General features: G+C 71.8%; 26 protein-coding genes. 12 read left to right on the top strand and 14 right to left on the bottom strand.

Annotation, left to right across the window (positions count from 1 at the left end; genetic code table 11):
- Together ychF and JSY13_RS03330 are read right to left on the bottom strand one after the other, a co-directional pair.
- Positions 1 to 1,074 (bottom strand): redox-regulated ATPase YchF, encoded by a 1,074-nt coding sequence (gene ychF, locus JSY13_RS03335; protein ID WP_259607630.1) that lies wholly within the window; start codon positions 1,072 to 1,074, stop codon positions 1 to 3.
- A 124-nt stretch (positions 1,075 to 1,198) separates the two neighbouring features.
- Positions 1,199 to 1,945, bottom strand: coding sequence for a class I SAM-dependent methyltransferase (locus JSY13_RS03330; RefSeq protein WP_259607629.1), 747 nt, complete (start codon positions 1,943 to 1,945; stop codon positions 1,199 to 1,201).
- A gap of 204 nt (positions 1,946 to 2,149) precedes the next feature.
- On the opposite strand from JSY13_RS03330, the gene JSY13_RS03325 reads away from it, so the two are divergent.
- Positions 2,150 to 2,743 carry a 3'-5' exonuclease gene (locus tag JSY13_RS03325; protein WP_259607628.1) on the top strand — a complete coding sequence of 198 codons (594 nt, stop codon included), beginning with the start codon at positions 2,150 to 2,152 and terminating at the stop codon, positions 2,741 to 2,743.
- Between the two features lie 35 nt (positions 2,744 to 2,778).
- Here JSY13_RS03325 and JSY13_RS03320 read toward each other — a convergent pair whose 3' ends face one another.
- Together JSY13_RS03320 and glpX are read right to left on the bottom strand one after the other, a co-directional pair.
- Positions 2,779 to 3,075 (bottom strand): hypothetical protein, encoded by a 297-nt coding sequence (locus JSY13_RS03320; protein ID WP_259607627.1) that lies wholly within the window; start codon positions 3,073 to 3,075, stop codon positions 2,779 to 2,781.
- A gap of 157 nt (positions 3,076 to 3,232) precedes the next feature.
- Positions 3,233 to 4,219, bottom strand: coding sequence for a class II fructose-bisphosphatase (gene glpX / locus JSY13_RS03315; RefSeq protein WP_259607626.1), 987 nt, complete (start codon positions 4,217 to 4,219; stop codon positions 3,233 to 3,235).
- A 185-nt stretch (positions 4,220 to 4,404) separates the two neighbouring features.
- Between glpX and fbaA the strand changes: the two genes are divergently transcribed.
- A complete protein-coding gene (gene fbaA / locus JSY13_RS03310) occupies positions 4,405 to 5,433 on the top strand; it encodes a class II fructose-bisphosphate aldolase (protein ID WP_259607625.1) in 1,029 nt (342 codons plus the stop codon).
- A gap of 120 nt (positions 5,434 to 5,553) precedes the next feature.
- Here the strand turns inward: fbaA and JSY13_RS03305 are convergent, their stop codons facing one another.
- The 4 genes from JSY13_RS03305 to JSY13_RS03290 form a co-directional block, all read right to left on the bottom strand.
- Entirely contained in the window at positions 5,554 to 6,894 is a 1,341-nt protein-coding gene (locus JSY13_RS03305) for a hypothetical protein (RefSeq protein ID WP_259607624.1), read from the bottom strand.
- 9 nt (positions 6,895 to 6,903) lie between these two features.
- On the bottom strand, positions 6,904 to 7,500 hold the full coding sequence (locus tag JSY13_RS03300) for a DUF6264 family protein (RefSeq protein ID WP_259607623.1): 597 nt from the start codon (positions 7,498 to 7,500) through the stop codon (positions 6,904 to 6,906).
- On the bottom strand, positions 7,493 to 8,137 hold the full coding sequence (locus JSY13_RS03295; RefSeq protein ID WP_259607622.1) for an IclR family transcriptional regulator: 645 nt from the start codon (positions 8,135 to 8,137) through the stop codon (positions 7,493 to 7,495). Before JSY13_RS03295 ends, JSY13_RS03300 begins: the two co-directional genes overlap by 8 nt.
- A 73-nt stretch (positions 8,138 to 8,210) precedes the next feature.
- Positions 8,211 to 9,251, bottom strand: coding sequence for a 4-hydroxy-3-methylbut-2-enyl diphosphate reductase (locus JSY13_RS03290; RefSeq protein WP_432806444.1), 1,041 nt, complete (start codon positions 9,249 to 9,251; stop codon positions 8,211 to 8,213).
- Positions 9,252 to 9,360: 109 nt separating this feature from the next.
- Here JSY13_RS03290 and xseA point away from each other — a divergent pair, with 109 nt between their 5' ends.
- The 6 genes from xseA (at position 9,361) to JSY13_RS03260 (ending at position 14,733) form a co-directional block, all read left to right on the top strand.
- Positions 9,361 to 10,638 carry an exodeoxyribonuclease VII large subunit gene (xseA, locus tag JSY13_RS03285; RefSeq protein ID WP_259607620.1) on the top strand — a complete coding sequence of 426 codons (1,278 nt, stop codon included), beginning with the start codon at positions 9,361 to 9,363 and terminating at the stop codon, positions 10,636 to 10,638.
- Between the two features lie 96 nt (positions 10,639 to 10,734).
- The gene (locus JSY13_RS03280) at positions 10,735 to 10,986 is read left to right on the top strand and encodes an exodeoxyribonuclease VII small subunit (RefSeq protein WP_259607619.1); all 252 of its coding nucleotides are present in this window, start codon (positions 10,735 to 10,737) and stop codon (positions 10,984 to 10,986) included.
- Complete coding sequence (locus tag JSY13_RS03275; protein ID WP_259607618.1) at positions 10,983 to 11,618, top strand: DUF4245 domain-containing protein; 636 nt, start codon at positions 10,983 to 10,985, stop codon at positions 11,616 to 11,618. The genes JSY13_RS03280 and JSY13_RS03275 overlap by 4 nt, the downstream gene beginning before the upstream one ends.
- Positions 11,615 to 12,289 (top strand): carbonic anhydrase, encoded by a 675-nt coding sequence (locus JSY13_RS03270; protein ID WP_259607617.1) that lies wholly within the window; start codon positions 11,615 to 11,617, stop codon positions 12,287 to 12,289. The genes JSY13_RS03275 and JSY13_RS03270 overlap by 4 nt, the downstream gene beginning before the upstream one ends.
- Complete coding sequence (locus JSY13_RS03265; RefSeq protein WP_259607616.1) at positions 12,286 to 13,680, top strand: class II fumarate hydratase; 1,395 nt, start codon at positions 12,286 to 12,288, stop codon at positions 13,678 to 13,680. Before JSY13_RS03270 ends, JSY13_RS03265 begins: the two co-directional genes overlap by 4 nt.
- A gap of 216 nt (positions 13,681 to 13,896) precedes the next feature.
- Positions 13,897 to 14,733 (top strand): DUF559 domain-containing protein, encoded by an 837-nt coding sequence (locus tag JSY13_RS03260; RefSeq protein WP_259607615.1) that lies wholly within the window; start codon positions 13,897 to 13,899, stop codon positions 14,731 to 14,733.
- A gap of 97 nt (positions 14,734 to 14,830) precedes the next feature.
- Here JSY13_RS03260 and JSY13_RS03255 read toward each other — a convergent pair whose 3' ends face one another.
- The 5 genes from JSY13_RS03255 to JSY13_RS03235 form a co-directional block, all read right to left on the bottom strand.
- Positions 14,831 to 15,049, bottom strand: coding sequence for a YbdD/YjiX family protein (locus tag JSY13_RS03255; RefSeq protein WP_259607614.1), 219 nt, complete (start codon positions 15,047 to 15,049; stop codon positions 14,831 to 14,833).
- 3 nt (positions 15,050 to 15,052) lie between these two features.
- The gene (locus tag JSY13_RS03250) at positions 15,053 to 17,281 is read right to left on the bottom strand and encodes a carbon starvation CstA family protein (RefSeq protein ID WP_259607613.1); all 2,229 of its coding nucleotides are present in this window, start codon (positions 17,279 to 17,281) and stop codon (positions 15,053 to 15,055) included.
- A 120-nt stretch (positions 17,282 to 17,401) separates the two neighbouring features.
- Complete coding sequence (phoH2, locus tag JSY13_RS03245; RefSeq protein ID WP_259607612.1) at positions 17,402 to 18,709, bottom strand: RNA 5'-3' helicase PhoH2; 1,308 nt, start codon at positions 18,707 to 18,709, stop codon at positions 17,402 to 17,404.
- Positions 18,710 to 18,946: 237 nt separating this feature from the next.
- A complete protein-coding gene (locus JSY13_RS03240) occupies positions 18,947 to 20,077 on the bottom strand; it encodes an aminotransferase class V-fold PLP-dependent enzyme (RefSeq protein ID WP_259607611.1) in 1,131 nt (376 codons plus the stop codon).
- 39 nt (positions 20,078 to 20,116) lie between these two features.
- Positions 20,117 to 20,899, bottom strand: coding sequence for an isoprenyl transferase (locus JSY13_RS03235; RefSeq protein WP_259607610.1), 783 nt, complete (start codon positions 20,897 to 20,899; stop codon positions 20,117 to 20,119).
- A gap of 137 nt (positions 20,900 to 21,036) precedes the next feature.
- Between JSY13_RS03235 and trhA the strand changes: the two genes are divergently transcribed.
- Both trhA and JSY13_RS03225 read left to right on the top strand, forming a co-directional pair.
- Positions 21,037 to 21,723, top strand: coding sequence for a PAQR family membrane homeostasis protein TrhA (trhA, locus tag JSY13_RS03230; RefSeq protein WP_259608254.1), 687 nt, complete (start codon positions 21,037 to 21,039; stop codon positions 21,721 to 21,723).
- 69 nt (positions 21,724 to 21,792) lie between these two features.
- Positions 21,793 to 22,266: an S-ribosylhomocysteine lyase gene (locus tag JSY13_RS03225; RefSeq protein WP_259607609.1), complete on the top strand. Its 474-nt coding sequence runs from the start codon at positions 21,793 to 21,795 to the stop codon at positions 22,264 to 22,266.
- Between the two features lie 24 nt (positions 22,267 to 22,290).
- Here the strand turns inward: JSY13_RS03225 and JSY13_RS03220 are convergent, their stop codons facing one another.
- Positions 22,291 to 22,545 (bottom strand): hypothetical protein, encoded by a 255-nt coding sequence (locus tag JSY13_RS03220; protein WP_259607608.1) that lies wholly within the window; start codon positions 22,543 to 22,545, stop codon positions 22,291 to 22,293.
- 145 nt (positions 22,546 to 22,690) lie between these two features.
- Here JSY13_RS03220 and JSY13_RS03215 point away from each other — a divergent pair, with 145 nt between their 5' ends.
- Complete coding sequence (locus tag JSY13_RS03215) at positions 22,691 to 23,077, top strand: DUF4307 domain-containing protein (protein ID WP_259607607.1); 387 nt, start codon at positions 22,691 to 22,693, stop codon at positions 23,075 to 23,077.
- A 123-nt stretch (positions 23,078 to 23,200) separates the two neighbouring features.
- The gene (gene greA, locus JSY13_RS03210) at positions 23,201 to 23,689 is read left to right on the top strand and encodes a transcription elongation factor GreA (protein WP_259607606.1); all 489 of its coding nucleotides are present in this window, start codon (positions 23,201 to 23,203) and stop codon (positions 23,687 to 23,689) included.
- Positions 23,690 to 23,754: the final 65 nt, after the last annotated feature.

Genomic DNA, 23,754 nt, shown 5'->3' with positions numbered 1-23,754 from the left:
CTATACGTTGAACCGGAACTCCACCACGTCGCCGTCCTGCATCACGTAATCCTTGCCCTCCAGGCGCGCCTTGCCGCGCGCGCGGGCCTCGGCCACGGAGCCGGCGGCGACCAGGTCGTCGAAGGAGATCACCTCCGCCTTGATGAAGCCCTTCTCGAAGTCGGTGTGGATGACGCCCGCCGCCTGCGGTGCCTTCCAGCCCTTCCCGATCGTCCAGGCCCGCGCCTCCTTCGGGCCCGCCGTGAGGTAGGTCTGCAGCCCGAGGGTGTCGAAGCCGACGCGGGCGAGCTGGTCGAGGCCGGACTCCTCCTGGCCGGTCGAGGCGAGCAGCTCGGCGGCGTCCTCCGGGTCGAGGTCGATCAGCTCCGACTCGATCTTCGCGTCCAGGAACACCGCCTGCGCCGGCGCGACGAGCGCGGCGAGCTCCGCCTTGCGGGCAGCATCCGTCAACACCTGCTCGTCCACGTTGAACACGAAGATGAACGGCTTGGCGGTGAGCAGGCCGAGCTCCTTGATCGGCACCAGATCGATGCCGCTCGTGGACAGCAGCTGCCCGCGCTCGAGCGCGTCCTGCGCGGCCTTGGCCGCCTCCAGCACGGACGGGTCGGTCTTCTTGCCGCGCACCTCCTTCTCGAGGCGCACGATCGCCTTCTCGAGGGTCTGCAGGTCGGCGAGCATGAGCTCGGCGTTGATCGTCTCCAGGTCGCCCTTCGGGTCGATCGCACCCTCGACGTGCACCACGTCGTCGTCGGCAAAACCCCGGACCACCTGCGCGATGGCATCCGCCTCACGGATGTTGGCGAGGAACTGGTTGCCGAGCCCCTCCCCCTCGCTGGCGCCGCGCACGATGCCGGCGATGTCGACGAACGACACGGTGGCGGGCACGATGCGCTCGCTGCCGAAGATCTCGGCGAGCGTGTTCAGCCGCGGGTCGGGCAGGTTCACCACGCCCACGTTGGGCTCGATCGTCGCGAACGGATAGTTCGCCGCGAGCACGTCGTTCTTGGTGAGTGCGTTGAAGAGGGTGGACTTGCCGACGTTGGGCAGGCCGACGATCCCGATAGTAAGAGCCACGGGCGTCGAGTCTACCGGCGGGATGCTGCGCGCCGACCCGACGGATGCCCGCATCCGCTTCCTGTCCTGGCGACTCGACGACGATGGGCGACGCGTGACGCGAGGGGGATGCGGGCGTTCGCGGTCAGCCGGCGCGCCGCGCGCGGAACGCCTTCGTCAGGTAGGGCAGCTCGATCGTCTGCCCGTCGCGGAGTCCGAGGTCGTCGAACAGGGCGTCCATGTCACGGCGGATGCGCTGCTTCTCGGCATCCGATGCGGTGATGACATAACTGCGCGAGCCGGCCATGTCGTGCAGCCGCGGCCGGGTGATCGGCCGCCGCCACTCCCACGTCCGGGACTCGGGCGCCGCGAACGGGGCGGCCACGGTGGGCCCGTCGCCGGCGATCATCTCCTCGGCCGGGCTGCCGTGCATGATGCCGGTGAGCCGCCGCACCCAGTCGACGCGCTCATCGCGCACGTTCCAGATCAGTCCGAGGGTGCCGCCGGGCCGCACCACCCGGCCGATCTCGCGCGATGCGGCCTCCGGCTCCACCCAGTGCCAGGCCTGGCCGAGCACGACGGCGTCCACGGACGCGTCCGGCAGCGGCAGCGACTCCGCCGTGCCGAGGAAGGTGGGGATCCCCGGCGCCACATCCTGGAGGACGGCGAGCATCGCGGCATCCGGATCGATCGCGACCACCTCGGCGTCGTCGAGCACCGCCCGCAGGGCGCGCGTGAGCTTGCCGGTGCCCGCGCCGACGTCGGCGATGCGCCGTGATCCTGCCGGGAGCTCCGCCAGCATCCAGGCGACGGCGTCGGCGGGGTACTCCGGCCGTCCGGTTTCGTAGCTCGACGCCGCGGCGCCGAACGAGGTCGCTCGCTCACTGCTCATACCGTCACGGTACCCGGATGACGCTTCGGCGGGCTCAGCGTCGGTGCGACGGACCGACGCTACGACAGGCTCAGCGTCCGGATCCACGGGACGCTTCGACAGGCTCAGCGTCCGGCGGTGCGACGCGGTGGGCCCGAGGCCCGGATCGCGCGTTCGACGGCGCGCCTGACGGCAGCGACGGCGGACGGCCGCGAGGGTGGAGAGGTGCCCCTGGATTTCACTGCGATCGACTTCGAGACCGCGAACTCCAGCCCGGCATCCGCCTGCGCGGTCGGCATGGTGCGGGTGCGCGGCGGCGAGGTGGTCGCGACCACCGGGTGGCTCATCCGCCCGCCCGCCGGGCACGACGAGTTCAACGAGTGGAACGTCCGGATCCACGGCATCCGCCCGCAGGACGTCGCGTCCGCACCGGGCTGGTCGCAGCAGCTCGACCGCCTGTGCGCCTTCGCCGGCGCGGACGTCCTGGTCGCGCACAACGCCGGCTTCGACCTGAACGTGCTGCGCCGCGCCTGCGAGGCGACGGGGACGGATGCCCCGCCCTACCGCTCCCTCTGCTCGCTCGCACTGGCCCGCAAGACCTACCGGCTCGAGTCGTACCGGCTGCCGAAGGCGGCCGAGGCGGCCGGGTTCGGCGCCTTCCCCCACCACGACGCGCTCGCGGATGCCCGCGCCTGCGCGCACATCGTCATCGACGCGGCCCGCCGGTTCGGCGCGAACGACGTGGACGCGCTCGCCACCGCGGCGGGCGTCGCGCTCACCGAGCCGCTGCTCGCGGCTGCGGAGGCCGCCGTCGCCTGAGGCTCGGCCTGTTCCCGGTCAGGCCCTGTTGCTGGTCAGGCCGTGCCGGGCACCCAGGACAGCAGGGCGATGACGATCCCCGAGGTGACCAGGAACGCGCCGATCATCCACCACGAGCTGATCTCGTGACCCTCGTCGCGGCGGACGCGGAAGAGCACGTCGGTGCGGCGCGCGGGGTCGATGATGATCTTCGTCGAGCCGGTCGGCGTCTTCGCGGTCTGCGCCGCCACGGCCGCCGCCTGCGCCTCCGTCACCCGCACGATGCGGCCGGTCTTGGTGGTCACGTGCTGCACGCGCGGCGCCCCAGCGGGCGACTCGTCCGGCGAGGTCATCGCGATCTCCTGTTCCTGGCCTGTCCCGATGCACGCGCACCGGCCGAGGAACATTGTGCCAGCATCCGCTGGGAATGCCCGGATGCCGCGGTGGTCGCCGGATACCGGTTCGGTGACGATCCGCGTCCAGCGCGTCCGGCTTCGCCGGACCTTCAGCTCAGAGCCACTTGGAGACGAGGTGCTCCGACGCGATCCGGCGCAGGGTGCCGGATGCCCCGCGCAGCACCACGCTCTCGGTGTAGAGGTAACCGCCCTCCCGGCGGACGCCGGCGACCAGCTGGCCGTCGGTGACGCCGGTAGCGACGAAGATCGTGTTGTTGCCCTTGACGAGGTCGTCCGCCTCGTACACCTTGTCGACGTCGAGGCCGGCGTCGATGCCGCGCTGGCGCTCCTCGTCGTCGCGCGGCCACAGCCGCCCCTGGATGTGCCCGCCGAGGGCCTTGATGGCGCAGGCCGTGACGATGCCCTCGGGGCTGCCGCCGATGCCGACGCACATGTCGGTGCGGGCGCCGTGCCGGGCCGCGTTGATGCCGCCGGCGACATCGCCGTCGCTCATCAGGCGGGTGCCCGCCCCGGCCTCGCGGATCTCCTCGATCAGCTTCTCGTGACGGGGACGGTTCAGCACCGACACGACGATCTCGTCCACCGGCTTGCCGAGCGCCTTGGCGAGGCGCCGGATGTTCTCCCCGATGGGCAGGCGGATGTCCACCACGCCGACCCCGGCCGGGCCGGTGACCAGCTTGTCCATGTAGAAGACGCTGGACGCGTCCAGCATGGTGCCGCGGTCGGACACCGCGATCACGGAGAGCGCGTTCTGGCGTCCCGCTGCGGTGAGCGAGGTGCCGTCGATCGGGTCCACCGCGATGTCGCACTCCGGCCCGCGGCCGGTGCCGACCACCTCGCCGTTGAACAGCATCGGCGCGTTGTCCTTCTCGCCCTCGCCGATCACGACCCGGCCCTGGAAGTGCACGGTGCCCAGGAAGGCGCGCATGGCGTCCACGGCCGCGCCGTCCGCCGCCTCCTTGTCGCCGCGGCCGATGAACGGCACCGCGCGGATCGCCGCCGCCTCAGTGGCGCGCACGAGCTCGAGTGCGAGGTTGCGGTCGGGGCGGAGGGGGCTGAGATCGCCTGTGAGACTCACCATGCCGCCCAGCCTAGCCAGCCCGGCGCACGTGACCCCGCGATTTTCGCCGGTCAGAGCATGAAGAATTCCACGTTCTTAACATCGACGAAGGCCGGTGGTGGTGACCAGCGACACAGCCCCCGGCATCCGTCCCCCTCGCCACTAGAGTGTGGAAGGACATCCCTCCCCCGACCGCAGGAGAATCCATGCCCGTTGCCACCCCGGAACAGTACGCCGACATGCTCGACCGCGCGAAGGCCGGCGGCTTCGCGTACCCGGCCATCAACGTCTCCAGCTCGCAGACCATCAACGCGGTGCTCCAGGGCCTCACCGAGGCCGGATCGGACGGCATCCTCCAGGTCACCACGGGCGGGGCCGACTACTTCGCCGGCCACACCGTCAAGGCCCGGGCGACCGGCGCCCTCGCCTTCGCCCGCTACGTCCACGAGGTCGCCAAGTCGTACCCGATCACGGTCGCGCTGCACACCGACCACTGCCCGAAGGACGCGCTCGGCGGCTTCGTCGAGCCGCTCATCGCGGCCTCCGAGGAAGAGGTCAAGGCCGGGCGCAACCCGATCTTCCAGTCGCACATGTGGGACGGGTCGGCGGTGCCGCTCGACGAGAACATCGAGATCGCCAAGAGCCTGCTCCCCCGGATGAAGAACATCAACGCGATCCTCGAGGTCGAGATCGGCGTCGTCGGCGGCGAGGAGGACGGCATCAAGCACGAGGGCTCCAACGAGGCCCTCTACACCACCTTCGCCGACGTCGACCAGGCCGTGCAGGCGCTGGGTCTCGGGGAGAACGGCCGCTACATCGCCGCCCTCACCTTCGGCAACGTGCACGGCGTGTACAAGCCCGGCAACGTGAAGCTGCGTCCGGAGCTGTTGGGCGAGATCCAGGCCCAGGTCGCCGAGAAGTACGGCACCGGCCCGAAGCCCCTCGACCTCGTCTTCCACGGCGGCTCCGGCTCCACCGACGAGGAGATCGCGCTGGCGGTCGCCAACGGCGTCATCAAGATGAACATCGATACCGACACGCAGTACGCGTTCACCCGCTCGATCGCCGGTTACATGTTCCAGAACTACGACGGCGTGCTGAAGGTCGACGGCGAGGTCGGCAACAAGAAGCAGTACGACCCGCGCGCCTGGGGCAAGATCGCCGAGTCGGCGATGGCCGCCCGCGTCGTCGAGTCGACCAAGCAGCTCGGCTCGTACGGCCAGTCGCAGAGCTGACATCCGCACGGAGCCCCCGTCCGGCCGCGCTCGTCGCCGCCGGACGGGGGCTTCGTCGTCTCCCCCGGCGTGCCGGGACCGCGTCGCGGCGAGCGACGCGGCCGCGGGCCGGCTCCGCAGTCAGCGCCGGCGGATGCGCAGGGCGAGGAGGCCGAGGTCGGCCAGGCCGTCCAGCACTGCCAGAGCACCGATCACGCGGGCGAGACCCGACCGTCCGCGCAGCAGTGCGACGCCGGCCGCGATCTCGGCGGTGCTCGCCGCCGCGGCGAGCTGCGGTCGGCGCTCCAGCGCACGCGCGAGCCGTGCGACCGGGTGGCTCCGCGCGGTGAGCGGAACGGTCTCGCTCAGGCCGCCGACGAGGATCCCGCCGATCACGGCGGGCCAGCCCTGCGGCGCGAATCGGCGGGTCGCGGCTGCCGACGGCGCCTCGTCGCCCGGTGCCGGGAGCGAGTCCGCGTCCGGCAGCGCCGCGGCGGCGAGGGACGGCGGCACTCCGAACGCCGTCAGGAACGCGGTCAGCCGTTCCCGCTCCCCGGCGACTCCGCCGAGAGACTCGGGGATGCAGGCGCGGCGCACCGCTTCGGCGTCCACATCCCGCCCGAGCAGCGCGATCTCGTCCTCCAGGCCATCGGCCTCGGTCAGCATCCGCCGGTACAGCTCGGCGATCTCGGGGACCGCGATCGCCTCGACGTCCAGCGTCGGCCGGGTCTCGCGCTCCGCGTTCGGCCAGAAGAACGCGGTCTCGCCGGCCGGGACGGTCACCTCCACCCAGGCCTCGCCGTGCACCGGCAGGTTCAGCTCCACCACCAGACCGTCCGCGCCGGCGCCCGTGATCACGCCGTGCGGCCGGTCGGTGCGGTAGCGGTAGAGCGACCAGTCGCCGTCCTCGAGGTACTCGACATCGACGCCGAGGATCTGCGCCGTGAGACGCGCGGCCCAGGGTCCACGATGCGAGAACTCCGCGACCCGCACGGGCTCCGCCGAAGCGCCGTGCTCCTGCGCGAACTGGGCCGTTGCCGCGTCGTCGGCGAGAAGATCCTCGTCGCGCTGCCCGTCGTCGGCGAGCACCTCCGTGAGGTCCTCGGTGGCGTCGTCGGTGAGGCCCTCGGTGGCGCCGTCGACGTGCGCAGCATCCGTCCCCTCATCGCCGCCGGGCACAGGATCCGCATCCGCGCTCTCGCCGAGCGCGAGGGCCAGCCCCTCCGCGGCGAACCCGGCCCGCAGGTCGGCGACCGTGATCCCGAAACTGAGCCGGTCGTCCGCGGCGAGCGCGAGCACCGCGCCGTCCTGCGTCACCGGCAGCAGCACCGCGGCCTCCGGGCCGGACCGTCCGCCCCCGCGGAGTGCGGCCAGGATGCGGTGCTGGCGGAGCACCGCGAGCACCCGCTCCCGGGCATCCGCTCCGTCGCCGGCGGTGACGACGGCGTGGTGGACCTGGAACGCGAGCTGCGGAGCCTTCATCCTTCGAGGCTACCCGGCGGACGGTGCGCCGAGACCCTGCAGGAACGCCGGATCCCCGAACATCGGCATGGACAGGCACACCGAGACGAGCACCATCGTGACCGCGAAACCGGCGAGCGGCACCCACCAGGCGAGCCGCCGCGCGCGCAGCCGCCGCAGAGCCAGCCACACCGTCGCGGCGTATCCGCCGAGGAGGACGACCGTCGCGATCGCTCCCCAGAGCCGGGCGGCGGCGTAGGAGGTGAACTCCCCCGGGAGGCCGAGGATCTCCAGGGTGCGGTCCATCGTGGTCGCGAGATCCAGGAAGCCCGGGATGGACGAGAGCACGTTCAGCAGCCCGAGGGCCAGGAGGGCGAGCGTGAGGACGCGGTCGGCGCCGCGACCGGTCCTGGCCGGGGCGGCGGGGTCGTCGGGCGGTACCGACCAGGACGACGGATGCCCGGGAGACGCGGGACTCGGATGCCCGGCAGACCCGGGAAGCCCTGTCGCGGCATCCTGCCCGGCCGGGCCGGCGGCGCCCTGCGGCGGCAACGGCGGCAGGCCCGCCCGCGCGCGCTGCTCCTCGGGGCTCGCGTACTCGCCGTAGCGGGGGCGGTCGTCAGTCATCCGTCCATGGTAACGACGCCGGCAGGGCCGACCCCCGGCCGCGCGATCCCCGCGGGGCTGGTCCCCGCCGGTCCGGTCCTCGCCGGTCCACGCCCCCACGCACACGGCGACCCCAGTGAGTGGGGACTCGACTGGGGCGCAGCGGATTTCGGGCCAGGTAGTCGCGCACCTCCGACGGCGGCAGCTCGGCGAGGATCTGCTTGCCCAGGGCCGTGGCATGCGCGCTGGCTTGCATGCCGACCCACAGCTCGGTGCGCGGGCTGCGCGGCGCGTCCACGATGTCGATCAGGTGGATCTCACCATCCCCGTACCGCGCGAAGTAGGCGCTCGCGCCGACGATGTCGCTGGCCGCGTTGAGCGCCTCCCGCACGAGGGCGAGGAAGACGCCGCTGCTGTCGTTCGGCGTGAGGAATCCGTGAAAGCGCGGCCCCAGGATCACTCCGTCCGGCTCGTTCGCGAGATACCCCTCGTGCACCAGGGTGCGCACGAGGTTGTACGTCGTGCCCGAGGTGAGACCGGATGCCACGGCGAGCGCCTTCACGGGCACCGGCCGGGCGGCCCGCGCGACGATGTCGACGAGCGACAGGGCGCGCTGCACCGATCCGATCAGCGTCTGTTCCCGCTCGGGAGCCGTCATCGTCCCTCCGGCGACGATCCTAGCCCTCGCCGGCCCTGTGGACGGGCGTGTGTCGGCGGCGTCGGGGCGCCCGTCAGCGGCCGGTCCGGCCGCCGAGCGCGCGCCCGTCGCGCTGGCCGGAGGCGTCCTGGCGCAGCTCCTTCGGCAGCGAGAACATCAGGTCCTCCTCCGCGGTGCGCACCTCCTCGACCTCGCCGTAGCCCGCCTCGGCGAGCGCCGCCAGCACCTCCTGCACCAGCACCTCGGGCACCGAGGCGCCGCTGGTGACACCGACGGTGCGCACGCCGTCCAGCCACTCCTGCTGGACCTCGTCGGCGTAGTCCACCCGGTACGCCGCCTTGGCGCCGTACTCGAGCGCGACCTCGACCAGCCGCACGCTGTTCGAGGAGTTCGCAGAGCCGACGACGATGACGAGGTCGGCGTCGGCGGCCACCTTCTTGATCGCGACCTGGCGGTTCTGCGTGGCATAGCAGATGTCGTCCGACGGCGGGTTGTGCAGCTCGGGGAACCGCGTCCGGAGGCGGTTCACGGTCTCCATCGTCTCGTCCACCGAGAGCGTCGTCTGCGAGAGCCACACCACCTTGGAGGGGTCCTTCACCTGCACGGTGTCGGCCTCCTCGGGCGAGTTCACGATCGTGACGTGATCGGGCGCCTCGCCGGCGGTGCCCTCGACCTCCTCGTGGCCGTCGTGCCCGATGAGGAGGATCTCGTAGTCGTCGCGGGCGAAGCGGACGGCCTCGCGGTGCACCTTGGTCACCAGCGGGCAGGTGGCGTCGATGGCGTGCAGGCCCCGCTCGGCGGCCGCGTTCACCACGTCCGGGGAGACCCCGTGCGCGCTGAAGACGACGTGGGCGCCCTCGGGAACCTCGTCGACCTCGTCGACGAAGATCGCGCCCTTCGCCTCGAGCTCGGTGACGACGTGGATGTTGTGCACGATCTGCTTGCGCACGTACACGGGGGCGCCGTAGCGCTCCAGCGCCTTCTCGACCGCCACGACCGCGCGGTCGACCCCGGCGCAGTAGCCGCGCGGGGCGGCCAGCAGCACGCGCTTGCGACCGTCGACCGGGCGGTCCTCGAGGCGGGCGCGCTCGGCGGCACGACGGCGCCCCGGCACCTGCGGGACGGGGAGGGAGACGGCGGTGGAGGTCACCCTCGAAGTCTACCGGCGGCACCTGTCCGAAGCCCGGGAGACGGCATCCGCCGGCACCGGGGAGAATGGAGGCATGCCCGTCTTCGAAGCCGCCGCCGTGCCCGGCCAGGCGCCGCCCGCGGATGCCGTCGCCCCGCGCGACTCCCGGCCCGACGCGCCGACATCCGTGGCGCGGCTGAACGCGACGATCCGCGACTTCGTGGCGCAGTGGGGCACCGTGTGGGTCGAGGGCGAGATCACCTCATGGAACGTGCGGGCCGGGAACATCTTCGCCCGACTCAAGGACACCCGTTCCGACGCCCAGATCTCCATCCGGATCTGGTCGAGCGTGCGCCCCCGCATCCCGAACGACCTCGGCGTGGGCGATCACGTCGTCGCGGCGGTGAAGGCCGACTACTTCGTGAAGTCGGGGGACTTCGGCTTCGCGGTGTCCGCGATGAAGCACGTCGGGATCGGCGACCAGCTCGAGCGCCTGGAGCGCCTGCGCGCGCAGCTGCGCCAGGAGGGCCTGTTCGACGCGGCCCGCAAGAAGCCGCTGCCGTTCCTGCCGCACTGCATCGGGCTCATCACCGGCGAACGGTCGGATGCCGAGAAGGACGTGCACCGCAACGCCGAGCTGCGCTGGCCGCAGGTGCGCTTCCGCACCGAGTACGCGGCGGTGCAGGGCGACCGCTGCGTGCCGGAGACGCTCGCCGCCCTCGCGCGGCTGGACGCCGACCCGGACGTCGACGTCATCATCATCGCCCGCGGCGGCGGCGACCCGCAGACGCTGCTCGGCTTCAGCGACGAGCGTCTGATCCGGGCCGTCGCCGCGGCATCCACCCCGATCGTCAGCGCCATCGGGCACGAGAACGACCACCCGCTCCTCGACGACGTCGCCGATCTGCGCGCCTCGACGCCGACGGATGCCGCCAAGCGCGTCGTCCCCGACGTCGGCGAGCAGCGGGCGCTCATCGCCCAGCTGCGGGCCCGCGCCACCACCCGGCTGCAGCAGCGGGTGTCGCACGACATCGCCCAGCTCGAGCAGCTGCGCTCGCGTCCGGTGCTGCGCTCCCCCGAGCACATCGTCGACGGCCGCGCCCAGGAGATCTGGCTGCTCTCCGCCCGCGGCCGCGACACGGTCACCCGCCGGGTCGACGACGCCCAGCGCGCCACCGCCGAGCTGCGCGCCTCGCTGCGCGCCCTCTCTCCCGCGGCGACCCTCGCCCGCGGCTACGCCATCGCGCATCTCGAGGGCGGCGTCATCCTGCGCGACGCATCGGATGCCCCGGCCGGCACCGCCCTGACGATCACGGTCGACCGCGGCTCGATCGCCGCGCGCTCGGAGGGCGAGATCCCCGAGGCGGGCTGACCCGCCATCGGTCGGGCATGCCGGCGACGCATCGATGCACGATGCCGATGCTCGGGAGGCAGCCCGGGGCGAGGGGCTGCGGCGCCGCCGCGTAGGATGGAAGCCGTGACCGCGCCCAACGACACCCCGGTGGAATCCCTGTCGTTCGAGGACGCGCGCGACGAGCTGGTCCGCGTCGTCGCCGAACTGGAGCAGGGCGCCCCGACCCTGGAGCAGTCCCTCGCCCTGTGGGAGCGGGGTGAGGCGCTGGCCGCCCGCTGCGAGGAGTGGCTGCTCGGCGCGAAGCGCCGGCTGGACGCCGCCCGTGCCGCAGCATCCGGCGACGACGGCCGGGAGGAGCGGGGATGAGCCGTGCCCCGCGGATCGTCGCCGAGCTGGGCCGCCCGGAGACCCCGGATGAGACCGCCGCGCGCAAGGCCGAGGCCAGCCAGGTGTACCGCTCCAGCCAGACCTTCCGCAACCTGATCGCCGCGCTGATCGTCACGGTCGGCGTCGTCGCGGTGATCGTCTTCGCCGTCCCGCGCGGCGAGCCCGCGCCCCGTCCCGCCATCGACCTGTCCGCGGTCGCCGCGGACGTGGAGAGCACCATGGACCGCGAGGTGCTCGTGCCCGAGGTCGCCGACGGCTGGCGCGTGAACGCGGCCGAGCTCGACAGCGGCGCCACCGTCGTGTGGGACATCGTGATGGTGCCCGCGAAGCGCGGGTTCGTGCACGTCGCGCAGGCCTTCGACGCGGATGCCCGGTGGGCCCCGCAGGTGCTCTCCGGCGTCGCGCCGACGGATGCCGTCACCATCGACGGCCGCGAGTGGGACGTGTACGAGGTCGCCGACCCTTCCCGCAACGCCAACGTCTCCTACGCTCTCGGCACCCAGGCCGGTCCCGACTACGTGCTCCTCTACGGATCGCTCAGCCCGGAGGCCACCGCCGAGCTGGCCGAGAGCCTGTCCCCGCAGATCCGCACTCTCTCGGAGGCCGAATGACCGTCACCCTCACCCCCGCGCAGGCCTGGCAGGGCATGCTCGACGGCAACCGCCGTTTCGTCGCCGGGCAGCCCGAGCATCCGCACCAGGACGTCGAGAAGCGCCACGAGCTGGCCCAGGGCCAGACACCCATGGCCGCGCTGTTCGGCTGCGCGGACTCGCGCCTCGCCGCGGAGATCATCTTCGACAAGGGATTGGGCGACCTGTTCGTCGTCCGCAACGCCGGCCAGGTGCTCGGCGAGTCGATCGTCGCGAGCCTGGAGTACGCGGTCGAGGTGCTGCGCGTGCCGCTGATCGTGGTGCTCGCACACGACTCCTGCGGCGCGGTGCGCGCCGCGATCGACGGCACCGCGATCGACGCGGCGCCGCTCCCGCCGCACATCTGGAAGCTCATCGCCCCGATCGTGCCCGCGGCGCGCAAGGTGCTCGCCGAGAAGGGCGGCACGACGGTCGCCGAGATCGACGCCGAGCTGGTCGGCAAGGAGCACCTGCGCAACACCGTGCAGGACCTGCTGCAGTCCTCCGAGCTGATCAGCGCCGCCGTCGAGGAGGGCCGGCTGGGCATCGTGGGCGCCAACTACCGTCTCGCCGAGGGCACCGCGGTGCCCGTCGTCACGGTGGGCATCGACACCGAGGGGAACATCCCCGCATCCGAGGAAGGATCGGCATGACCGATATCGAGTACCGCATCGAGCACGACACCATGGGCGAGGTGCGCGTGCCCGCCGACGCCCTGTACGGGGCCCAGACGCAGCGCGCCGTGGAGAACTTCCCGATCTCGGGCAAGGGCCTCGAGCCGGCGCAGATCGCCGCGCTCGCGCGGATCAAGAAGGCCGCCGCCCTGGCGAACAAGGAGCTCGGCACCCTGGACGCCCGCATCGCGGACGCCATCGCGCAGGCCGCCGACGAGGTCGCCGCCGGCAAGCACGACGGCGAGTTCCCGGTGGACACCTACCAGACCGGCTCGGGCACCTCCTCGAACATGAACATGAACGAGGTGCTGGCGACCCTCGCCTCCCGCATCCTCGGCGACAAGGTCCACCCGAACGACCACGTCAACGCCTCGCAGTCCTCGAACGACGTGTTCCCGACCTCGGTGCACATCGCCGTCACCCAGGCGCTGATCGACACGCTGATCCCGGCCCTGGACCACCTCGCCGTGGCTCTCGAGGCGAAGGCGGAGCTGTGGAAGGACGTCGTCAAGTCCGGCCGCACCCACCTCATGGACGCCACCCCGGTCACCCTCGGCCAGGAGTTCGGCGGCTATGCCCGCCAGATCCGCCTCGGCATCGAGCGCGTGCAGGCGGCCCTCCCCCGCGTCGCCGAGGTGCCGCTGGGCGGCACGGCCGTCGGCACCGGCATCAACACCCCGCTCGGCTTCCCGCAGAAGGTCATCGCCCTGCTCGCCGCCGAGACGGAGCTGCCGATCACCGAGGCGAAGGACCACTTCGAGGCCCAGGCCAACCGGGACGGCCTCGTCGAGGCATCCGGCGCCCTGCGAACCATCGCGGTCTCGCTCACCAAGATCAACAACGACCTGCGCTGGATGGGCTCCGGGCCGAACACCGGTCTCGGCGAGCTGCACATCCCCGACCTGCAGCCCGGTTCCTCGATCATGCCCGGCAAGGTCAACCCGGTCGTGCCCGAGGCGGTGCTCATGGTGTGCGCCCGCGTGATCGGCAACGACGCGACCGTGGCGTGGGCCGGGGCATCCGGCTCCTTCGAGCTCAACGTCGCCATCCCGGTGATGGGCACCGCCCTGCTGGAGTCGATCCGCCTGCTCTCGAACGCCGTGCGCGTGCTGGCCGACAAGACGATCGACGGCCTGGAGGCGAACGTCGAGCGCGCCGCCGCTTTCGCCGGCATGAGCCCGTCGATCGTGACCCCGCTGAACAAGGTCATCGGCTATGAGGCCGCCGCGAAGATCGCGAAGCACTCGGTGGCCAAGGGCATCACGGTGCGCGACGCCGTGATCGACCTCGGCTACGTCGAGCGCGGGGAGATCACCCTGGAGCAGCTGGACGAGAAGCTCGACCTGCTGTCGATGACGCACCCGGGCTGAGCCCGCGCCGCGGTCGCCGCCTGACGCCCGCCTGACACTTCGGGGGTCGACACGCCGGATTTCGGAACGGATCGCCGTATCCGTCCGTCATCCGGCGTGTCGACCCCCGTTCTGTGCGCGGACGTTCGTCCTGCACCGTCGGCGAATCCGCCGGCTTGTCCACAGGCCACGGGCTTGCGGGTGCTGGCGGGGCCGCCGACGTCGGATGCTGTCGGGATGTTCGACCCGCTCCTGCTCCTCACCCGGCTCGGCGGTCTCGCGCGCGGCGTCCAGTTGCAGGGCTACGGGATCAGCCGTCCCCGCCTGGCGCAGGCCGTGCGCGCCGGCGAGATCGAACGGCTGCGTCCTGGGCTGTTCGCCGTCCCCGGTCTCGACCCGCATCAGCGCTCCGCCGCGCTGCACGGCGGGGCGCTCACCTGCGCCGAGGCGCTCCGGCGTCTGGGTGTGTGGGTGCTGTCGGATGCCGGACCGCCGCACGTGTGGGTCGGACAGCGCGGCCGCATCTACCCGCACGGCGGATGCTGCTGCATCTCCCACTACTTCCGCGGCGCGCCCGCGCTCGGCCTCGTCGACGTGGAGACCGCGCTGGTGCATCTGTTCCGTTGCGAGGGCGACGAGTCCTTCTTCGCGTCGTTCGAGTCGGCGTGGCGCCTGCGTCTGCTCTCCGCCGCTGCGCGGCTGCGCATCCGTGCCGCGCTGCCGGCATCCGCCCGCTGGCTGGTGGACACCGCCCGCCCGGACGCGGACAGCGGCCTCGAGTCGCTGCTGCGTCTGCGGCTGCACCTGCTCGGCATCCGCGTGGACTGCCAGGTCACGATCGACGGGGTGGGACGCGTCGACTTCGTCATCGGCGGGCGGCTCATCCTCGAGGCCGACGGCAAGGAGAACCACGACGGCTCCTCCCGGCGGCATCGGGATCTCATGCGGGATGCGGCGGCATCCGCACGGGGCTACGAGACGCTCCGCTTCGACTACGCCCAGATCGTGCACGACTGGCCGACCGTGCAGGCCGCGATCCTGGCGGCCCTGGCGCGGAGCGCCGCCCGGGCGTGACACTTCGGGGGTCGACACGCCGGGCCGGGGGTGCGGTTCCCGGGATCCGTCCGACACGTGGCGTGTCGACCCCCGGAGTGTTCGGCGGGGTCCCGGGTCAGCAGCACCGGGCCCCGGGGTCGGCGTCCTGCGCCGCGTAGTGCCGGCGCCAGAACTCGCGCTCCGACAGCGGCTCGCGGTCCGGATGCACGGCGCGCTCGTGCTCCAGGTAGCAGGCGTACTTCGACTGCCCGGTCAGCCCGTTGACGTACCAGGCGAGGGCCCGCCACGCGCGCTTCAGCGACGCGCGCGGGCCCGGCGCCGTGGCATCCGTCATCGCTCAGTGCCCCTGGACGGGCTTCAGGTCGTCCGGCAGCGCCGCCCACTCCTTCTCGAGCGCGCGCTCCTCGGGCGAGGCGATCAGCCCGGCCGGGGCGTATCGGCGCGACGGGACGAAGGGGTCTTCGTGGTCGACCGCGTCGTGGCCTCGGAACGCCTGCACGACCCGGAGCAGCGATACTGCGATCACGATCACGGCGAGCACCAGGAACACGATCGAGAGAGTGCCCTGGATGAACGTGTTCCGCACGACCGCCTCCATCGCCTCGACCGAGGTGGCGGTGCCGAACGAGGTCTCCCCCGCAGCGAGTGCGTCCCGGAACGCGGCGTGGTTGGCCCAGTACCCCACCGCCGGCACCGGCGAGAGGATCTTGAACAGCGACGCCGTGACGGTCACCACCGTGACCAGGGCGAGCGGCAGCGCGACCACCCAGAGCGTGCGGAAGGTGCGGCGGCGCGCCACGATCGTGAGCACCACGGCGAGCGCGATGGCGGCGAGCAGCTGGTTGGCGATGCCGAACAGCGGGAACAGCGTGTTGATGCCGCCCAGCGGGTCGGTGACGCCCATCAGCAGCACCGCGCCCCAGCCGGCCACCATCACGGCCGTGCAGATCCAGGCGCCCACCCGCCACGATGTGTCCTTGAACCGGGGCACGACGTTGCCGATCGAGTCCTGCAGCATGAACCGCGCCACGCGCGTCCCGGCGTCCACCGCGGTGAGGATGAACAGCGCCTCGAACATGATCGCGAAGTGGTACCAGAACGCCATCATCGCGTTGCCGCCGATCCACTGCTGCATGATGTGCGCCAGCCCGAGGGCGAGCGTGGGTGCACCCCCGGTGCGGGAGACGATCGACTCCTCGCCGACCGCCTCGGCCGTCGACGTGAGCATCTCCGGGGTGAGGTTCACGCCGGTGATGCCGAGGCTGTTCACCCAGGCGACGGCGCCCTCGACCGTGCCCTGCGTGGCGGCCCCCGAGGAGTTCATGGCGAAGTAGATGCCTTGGTCGATCGAGACCGCGGCCACGAGGGCCATGATCGCGACGAAGGACTCCATCAGCATCCCGCCGTAGCCGATGAAACGGGTCTGCTTCTCCTTCTCGATCATCTTCGGGGTCGTGCCCGAGGAGATCAGGGCGTGGAAGCCCGACAGCGCTCCGCAGGCGATCGTGACGAACAGGAAGGGGAACAGCGGGCCCGACCACACCGGCCCGGTCTCCCCGCCGGCGAACTGGCTGAACGCCGGAACGGTGATCTCGGGGCGGACGAAGACGATCGCCACCGCGAGCGCGACGATGACGCCGATCTTCATGAACGTGGACAGGTAGTCCCGCGGGGCGAGCAGCATCCACACGGGCAGCACCGCGGCGATGAAGCCGTAGATGATGATGCCCCAGGCGATCGTGACCCGGTCGAGGTGGAAGATCGCCTGCCCCCACTCGGTGCCGCCGACCCATCCGCCGGCGACGATCGCAGCGATGAGGAGGACGAAGCCGATCAGCGACACCTCGGTGACGCGGCCGGGCCGGATCCAGCGCAGGTACGCGCCCATGAACAGCGCGATCGGGATGGTCATCGCCACCGAGAACACGCCCCACGGGCTCTCACCGAGCGCGTTCACCACGACCAGCGCGAGGATCGCGGTGATGATGATCATGATGAGCAGCGTGGCCAGGATGGCGGCCGCGCCGCCGAAACGGCCGAGCTCGTCGCGCGCCATCTGGCCCAGCGAGCGGCCGCCGCGGCGCATCGAGAAGAACATCACCAGGTAGTCCTGCACGGCGCCGGCGAGCACCACGCCCACGATGATCCACACCGTGCCCGGCAGGTACCCCATCTGCGCGGCGAGCACCGGCCCCACCAGCGGTCCGGCTCCGGCGATCGCGGCGAAGTGGTGCCCGAACAGCACGCGGCGGTCGGTCGCGACGTAGTCCTTGCCGTCGGCCCTGTACTCGGCGGGCGTGGCGCGGCGGTCGTCCGGGCGGACCAGGTGCTTCTCGATGAACTTCGAGTAGAACCGGTAGAAGATCAGGTAGGTGCACACGGCGGCGAACACGAACCAGATCGCGTTCACGGTCTCGCCGCGGACGATCGCGAGCATCGTCCAGGCCACGCCGCCGAGCAGGGCGATCGCCGCCCAGACCGCGATCTTCAGCGGGGTCCACCGGGGTTTCTCGTCGACGGCGACGGGCGGGAGTTCCCGTTCCGCCGTTCCAGCCTTCTCAGTCATCCGCACCCCACCGTCCTGGAATCATGCACGTGAAATCGGTCCCGGGGCGGGACCTCTACGACTCTATCCGGTCGCCGCCCCGCGCCCCTGCCACGGGCATCCGTGCGCCGGCGGATCCCGTCAGCTGAGCTCCCCGCCCTCCAGCAGCTCCGTCACCAGCGCCGCGATCGCGGAGCGCTCCGACCGCTGCAGCGTGACGTGGCCGAACAGCTCGTGCCCCTTCAGCGTCTCGATCACGCTGGCGATGCCGTCGTGACGGCCCACCCGCAGGTTGTCGCGCTGCCCGACGTCGTGGGTGAGCACGACGCGGGAGTTCTGACCCATCCGGCTGAGCACCGTGAGCAGCACGTTCCGCTCCAGCGACTGCGCCTCGTCGACGATCACGAAGGCGTCGTGCAGCGAGCGCCCCCGGATGTGCGTGAGCGGCAGCACCTCCAGCATCCCGCGGGCGACGACCTCCTCGAGCACGTTGCCGGAGACCACGGAGCCGAGGGTGTCGAACACGGCCTGCCCCCACGGGTTCATCTTCTCGCCCTGGTCGCCGGGCAGGTAGCCGAGCTCCTGGCCGCCGACCGCGAACAGCGGGCGGAACACGATGATCCGCTTCTGCTGCTGACGCTCCAGCACCGCCTCCAGGCCCGCGCACAGCGCCAGGGCGGACTTGCCGGTGCCCGCCCGGCCGCCGAGGGAGACGATGCCGACGTCGGGGTCGAGGAGCAGGTCGATCGCGATGCGCTGCTCGGCGGAGCGGCCGTGCAGGCCGAAGACCTCGCGGTCCCCGCGCACGAGCCGGAACTCGCCGTCGCCGGTCACCCGACCGAGGGCCGAACCGCGTTCGGAGTGGATGATGAGCCCGGTGTTCACCGGCAGGCCGCGCACGTCGTCACTGAGTCCCACCTCGCTCTCGTACAGGTCGCTGATCTCGTCCCCGGAGAGGTCGAGTGAGGCGATGCCGGTCCAGCCGGAGTCGACGGCCTGCTCGGCGAGGTACTCCTCCGCGCGCAGGCCCAGGGAGGCGGCCTTGACACGCATCGGCAGGTCCTTGGACACGATGGTGACGTCCTGGCCGTCCTGTGCCAGGTGCAGCGCTGTCGCGAGGATGCGGCTGTCGTTGTCGCCGAGGCGGATGCCGGCCGGCAGGATCGACATGTCGCCGTCGCCCAGTTCGACGCGCAGGCTGCCGCCCTCGCCGACCTCGACCGGGAAGTCGAGCCGGCCGTGCTCGATGCGCAGCTCGTCCAGGTGCCGCAGGGCGCGCCGGGCGAAGTAGCCCAGCTCGGGGTCGTGCCGCTTCCCCTCGAGTTCGGAGATGACCACCACCGGCAGCACGATGGAGTGCTCCGCGAAGCGGAACAGGGCCTGCGGATCGCTCAGCAGGACGGAGGTGTCGAGCACATATGTGCGAAGAGCCGTGTCCTGATCGGACACGGCTCCGAGCTGTGCGGCCCTGCGGCGGGACTGTCCGTCCCCTCGGGTGGACGACTGGTGCGCTGTACGTGTGGTCACGACCCACTCCCGACCCGGGATGTCTCCCGGCTTCGCCACGAGTCGACCAGGGCCACGAGTCGCGATCCTTGAGGCCGACCCGATCGGGCACGGTGCCCGATGCCTTGACGCTACGACCGCCGCCGCCGGTGCCCGGTCCTCGACACGCCGCGCGTTCGATTAACCGATGATGAACGTCTCGTTGCCGGATGCCGCGATCGCCTCGTCCAGCATCCGCAGCGTCTCCGCATCCGTGCCGGCGTGCGCGGAGATCCGCACCGCAGGCCCGCGCGCGGTGACCACGACGCCGGCGTTCGCCAGCGAGGCGGCGAGACGGCCCGGCTCCGCGGGCAGCAGCGACACGATGCCGGCGCGCCATGCGCGTCCGCGCGGGGAGGCGACGCGGATGCCGTGCCGGTCGGCGATCCGGATGATCTCGCCGACGTGCTCGGCGATGCGGTCCTGGACGGCCGCGACCCCGGCGTCGCGCACCTCGCGCACGGCGGTGTCGAGGCGGCCGGCGGCGAGCGGGTCGGGGCCGCTCACCGTGAAGGCGCGGGCGGATGCCGCCGGCCCGGGCAGCTCGCCGGCGTACATGTCCTCGGCCACGGTGCCGGTGATGCCACTGAGCACCGGGACGATCCGCTCCCGGGCGCGGTCGGAGAACCGGGCGAACCCGGTGCCGCGGCCGGCCCGCAGCCACTTGTACCCGTGGCCGGCGACCACGTCCGCGGCGGCGTAGTCGTCCTCGACCACGCCGAAGGACTGCACGGCGTCGACGATGAGCAGCCGGTCCGGGCCGATGACCTCGCGCAGCGCGGCGAGGTCGGCGCGGTACCCGGTGCGGAAGTCGACGTGGCTGACCGCGAGCGCGGAGACCTCGTCGTCGAGCACGGCGGCGACGGCATCCGGCGTCACCTGCCCGTCCTCCGGCGTGATCCAGCGCGGCACCAGCGCGCCGCGCGAGGCCTGCGCGGCGCGCTCCAGGGTGAGGCTGATGCTGGGGAACTCGCCGGCAGCCGCGACGACGGCCCCGGACAGGCCGTACAGCGCCTGCATCAGGCCGTGGGTGGAGGACGGCTGCAGGGTCACCTCGTCGACCTTCGCGCCCAGGAGCTCCGCGACGGCCGCCCGGGCCTGGTCGATGCGCTCGGCGACGAGCGCGTGGGAGGACGGGCGCACCCCGCCGAGGAGGTCGGCGTCGAGGGCCGCCTCGGTGCGCACCGCGGGAGAGAGCGGACCGAAGGCCGCCCAGTTCAGGTACCCGGGTTCCGCGTCGAACGAGGCGACGTAGTCGTCGAAGACGGTCATGACGCAAGTCTGGCATCGCCGGCGCCGCGCCGGTGCCGATCAGCGCCCGAACCGGCGGTCGCGGTCGGCGTAGTCCCGGATCGCGCGCAGGAAGTCGACCTTGCGCAGGTCGGGGCCGAGCGCCTCGACGAAGTAGAACTCGCTGTGCGCGCTCTGCCAGAGCAGGAAGTCGCTGAGCCGCTGCTCACCGCTGGTGCGGATGACGAGGTCAGGGTCCGGCTGCCCGCCGGTGTACAGGTGCTCGCCGATCATCTCCGGCGTGAGCTGGGCGGCGAGATCCTCCAGCGTGCCGCCGGACGCGTCGTGGTGGGCGATGATGCTGCGGACCGCGTCCACGATCTCGTTGCGCCCGCCGTATCCGACGGCGAGGTTCACGTGCAGTCCGGCGTGCTCGCGGGTGCGCTCCTCCGCGCCCTCCAGGACGCGGCGCAGCTCGGCGGGCAGGATGTCGGCCCGGCCGACGTGCTTGACCCGCCAGGTGCCGTGCTGCGACAGCGAGTCGGCGAGCTCGGCGATGATCTCGATCAGGTCGCCGATCTCCTTCGAGTCGCGTTTGCGCAGGTTGTCGCTGGAGAGCAGGTACAGCGACACCACGCGGATGCCGAGCTCGTCGCACCACTGCAGGAACTCGCGCATCTTCGCGGCTCCGGCGCGGTGTCCGTCGGCGGGCGAGTCGTAGCCGAGCTGACGCGCCCAGCGCCGGTTCCCGTCGATCATCATCGCGACGTGGTGGGGCACGGATGCCGGGTCGAGCCGCCGCCGCAGCAGGTTCCCGTAGAGCCGGTAGAGGGGCCCCCGCCCCGAGCTCTCTCGCGCACTCACGTGCCTACGCTACCCCGCGCCGCTGAGCGCCACCCGGCGGCGCGCGACATGTTCCTCTGCGGGCATGCGGCCGCGCTTAGGGTGAGCAGGTGAGCACTCGACGACCGAAGAACACGGATGTGCCCGAGCTGCCGCTGATGGACGCCGCTGCGCAGGACGCGGCCGTCGACATCAAACCGTCCTGGCGCGGCTGGATCCACGCCGGCACGTTCCCGGTCGCGATCGTCGCCGGCGTGGTGCTGATCGCGCTCGCCCAGGGCGGTCCGGCCAAGACCGCCGCCGCGGTGTTCATGGCGACCTCGCTGCTGCTGTTCGGCAACTCCGCCCTCTACCACCGGATCGACTGGAGCCCCACCGTGAAGGCGGTGTTCCGGCGCATCGACCACGCGAACATCCTGCTGCTCATCGCCGGCACGTACACCCCGATCGCCACGCTCGCCCTGGTGCCGCAGAAGGGCGTCCTGCTGCTCTGCCTGGTCTGGGGCGGCGCGCTGGTGGGCATCCTGTTCCGCGTGTTCTGGCTCTCCGCGCCGCGCTGGCTCTACGTCGCCCTCTACCTGCTGCTGGGCTGGGCGGCGGTCATGTACCTCGGCGACCTGCTGGCCGCGAACGTCGCGATGATGATCCTCGTCTGCGTCGGCGGCCTGCTGTACAGCGCCGGGGCCGTGGTGTACGCGATGAAGCGGCCGAACCCGTGGCCGGGGCACTTCGGCTTCCACGAGATCTTCCACGTGTGCACCGTGCTCGCCTTCCTCTGCCACTGGACCGCGTGCCTGCTGATCTCGCTGGACCCGCACTCCCCCTCGCTCGGCCTGCCCGGCTGAGCGGGCTGCGGTGCGCCGCGGCGTGGCATCCTGAATGCGGACAACGAGCCACGAACCCGAGGAGGCAGCATGGCCGACGTCGAGAGCTTCACCCTCGACCACACCGCCGTCAAGGCGCCGTACGTCCGGCTGATCGGCGTGGAGCACGGACCCCGCGGGGACGCGATCTCGAACTTCGACGTGCGGTTCGTGCAGCCGAACGAAGGCGAGATCCCCACCGCGGGGCTGCACACCATCGAGCACGTGCTGGCCAGCCAGCTGCGCGACCGCATCGACGGGGTGATCGACATCTCGCCGTTCGGATGCCGCACCGGCTTCCACCTGATCATGTGGGGCGAACCGGCGGTCGCCGACGTCGTCACCGCGATCCGCGACAGCCTCGCCTTCATCGCCGAGGAGGCGGAGTGGGACGACGTCCCCGGCGTCTCGGCCGTGGAGTGCGGCAACTACCGCGACCACAGTCTGCACAGCGCGAAGGAGTGGACGCGCCGCATCCTGGATCAGGGGATCAGCCTGGACGCGTTCGAGCGGGTCGGGGTGTGAGGACGAGGACGCCGACGGGGCCCGTCAGCGGGGCCCGTCGGGCCGCCCGGTGTCGTCGTCTCCGGCATCCGTCGCGGCCTGCTCGGCATCGAGCTCCTCGCGCACCTCAGCGCGGTAGCGCACCCGGCGGATGCGGCGGTTCATGTCCCAGATGATCAGCACCACGGCGATGAGGATGATCGCGACGACCGCGAAGCCGACGAAGCCCGGGGTCACCGCCTCCGGATCGACGGTCATCGAGGGCGTCGGCATCGGAGTCTGATCGCCGAACAGGAGCATGTGGCCGCCTTTCCCGCACAGGTCGCATAACCTGGAGACACCAGCCTAACCGGCCCGGACGGCGCGCCGATCCCGCCGCCCGGTCCCCCGTGCCGCTGATCCGCACACGCCCGATCTGCACGATCCCGATCGATCCCGGAGCACCGTGACCACCGCGCGCGACCTCGACGACCGCTACGGCCGCACCGCGCGCCGCCGCCTGCCGTGGATCGTCGCCGGGGTCGCCGCCGCCGTCGTCGTCGGCGCGTTCGGCTGGATGACCGTGAGCGGCGCGATGAACGCCGTGGACGCCGACGAGCTCGGCTTCCAGGTCGTCGACGAGCACAGTGTGACGCTGCGCTTCCAGGTGACCGCGCCCGCCGGAGCAGACGTCGTGTGCGCGGTGGAGGCGCAGGACGAGGAGTTCGGCGTGGTCGGCTGGAAGATCGTCCGGATCCCCGCCGGGGAGGGGCATTCCCGGGCGCTGGAGGTCACCATCCCGACCGTCGCGACCGCGACGACGGGTTTGGTGAACACCTGCTGGGTGTCCTAAACTCGTTGCCATACACCGACGCCCCGGCCCGTGCCGGGGCGTCGTGGCATATCACCGGGCTCGCAGGAAGTGTCCGGGAATCACGAAGCCCCTGAAGGGGCCACGCTACGTAAGGAGCACGCTGTGTCCACAGACGCTCAGGTACCGTTCCTCACCCAGGAGGCCTATGACCGGCTCGTGGAGGAGCTGGAGTACCTCTCCACGACAGGCCGCGACGAGATCGCGAAGCGCATCGAGGCCGCCCGCGAAGAGGGCGATCTCCGCGAGAACGGCGGATACCACGCCGCCAAGGACGAGCAGGGCAAGCAGGAGGCGCGCATCCGCACCCTGCAGCAGCTGCTGAAGACCGCGAAGGTGGGCGAGGCGCCCGAGAGCCGCGGGGTCGTCGAGCCCGGCACCGTCGTCACGGCGCGGGTCGCCGGCGACGAGGAGGTGTTCCTGCTCGGCAGCCGCGAGATCGCGGCCGGCAGCGACCTCGACGTGTACAGCGAGGCGAGCCCGCTCGGCCAGGCGATCATCGGCCTGAAGATCGGCGACAAGGCCTCCTACGAGGCGCCCAACGGCCGGTCCATCCCGGTGGAGATCCTCGGCGTGGAGACCTACACCGGCTGACCCGCCCGTCTCCCCCGCGGTCCCATCCCGTTCGGGGCGGATTCTCACACTTGGGGCGTGCGTGC

Origin of the sequence: Microbacterium neungamense (assembly GCF_024971095.1) — a bacterium.
GTDB classification, from domain to species: domain Bacteria; phylum Actinomycetota; class Actinomycetes; order Actinomycetales; family Microbacteriaceae; genus Microbacterium; species Microbacterium neungamense.
This window is presented reverse-complemented; position numbering and strand designations above follow the sequence as displayed.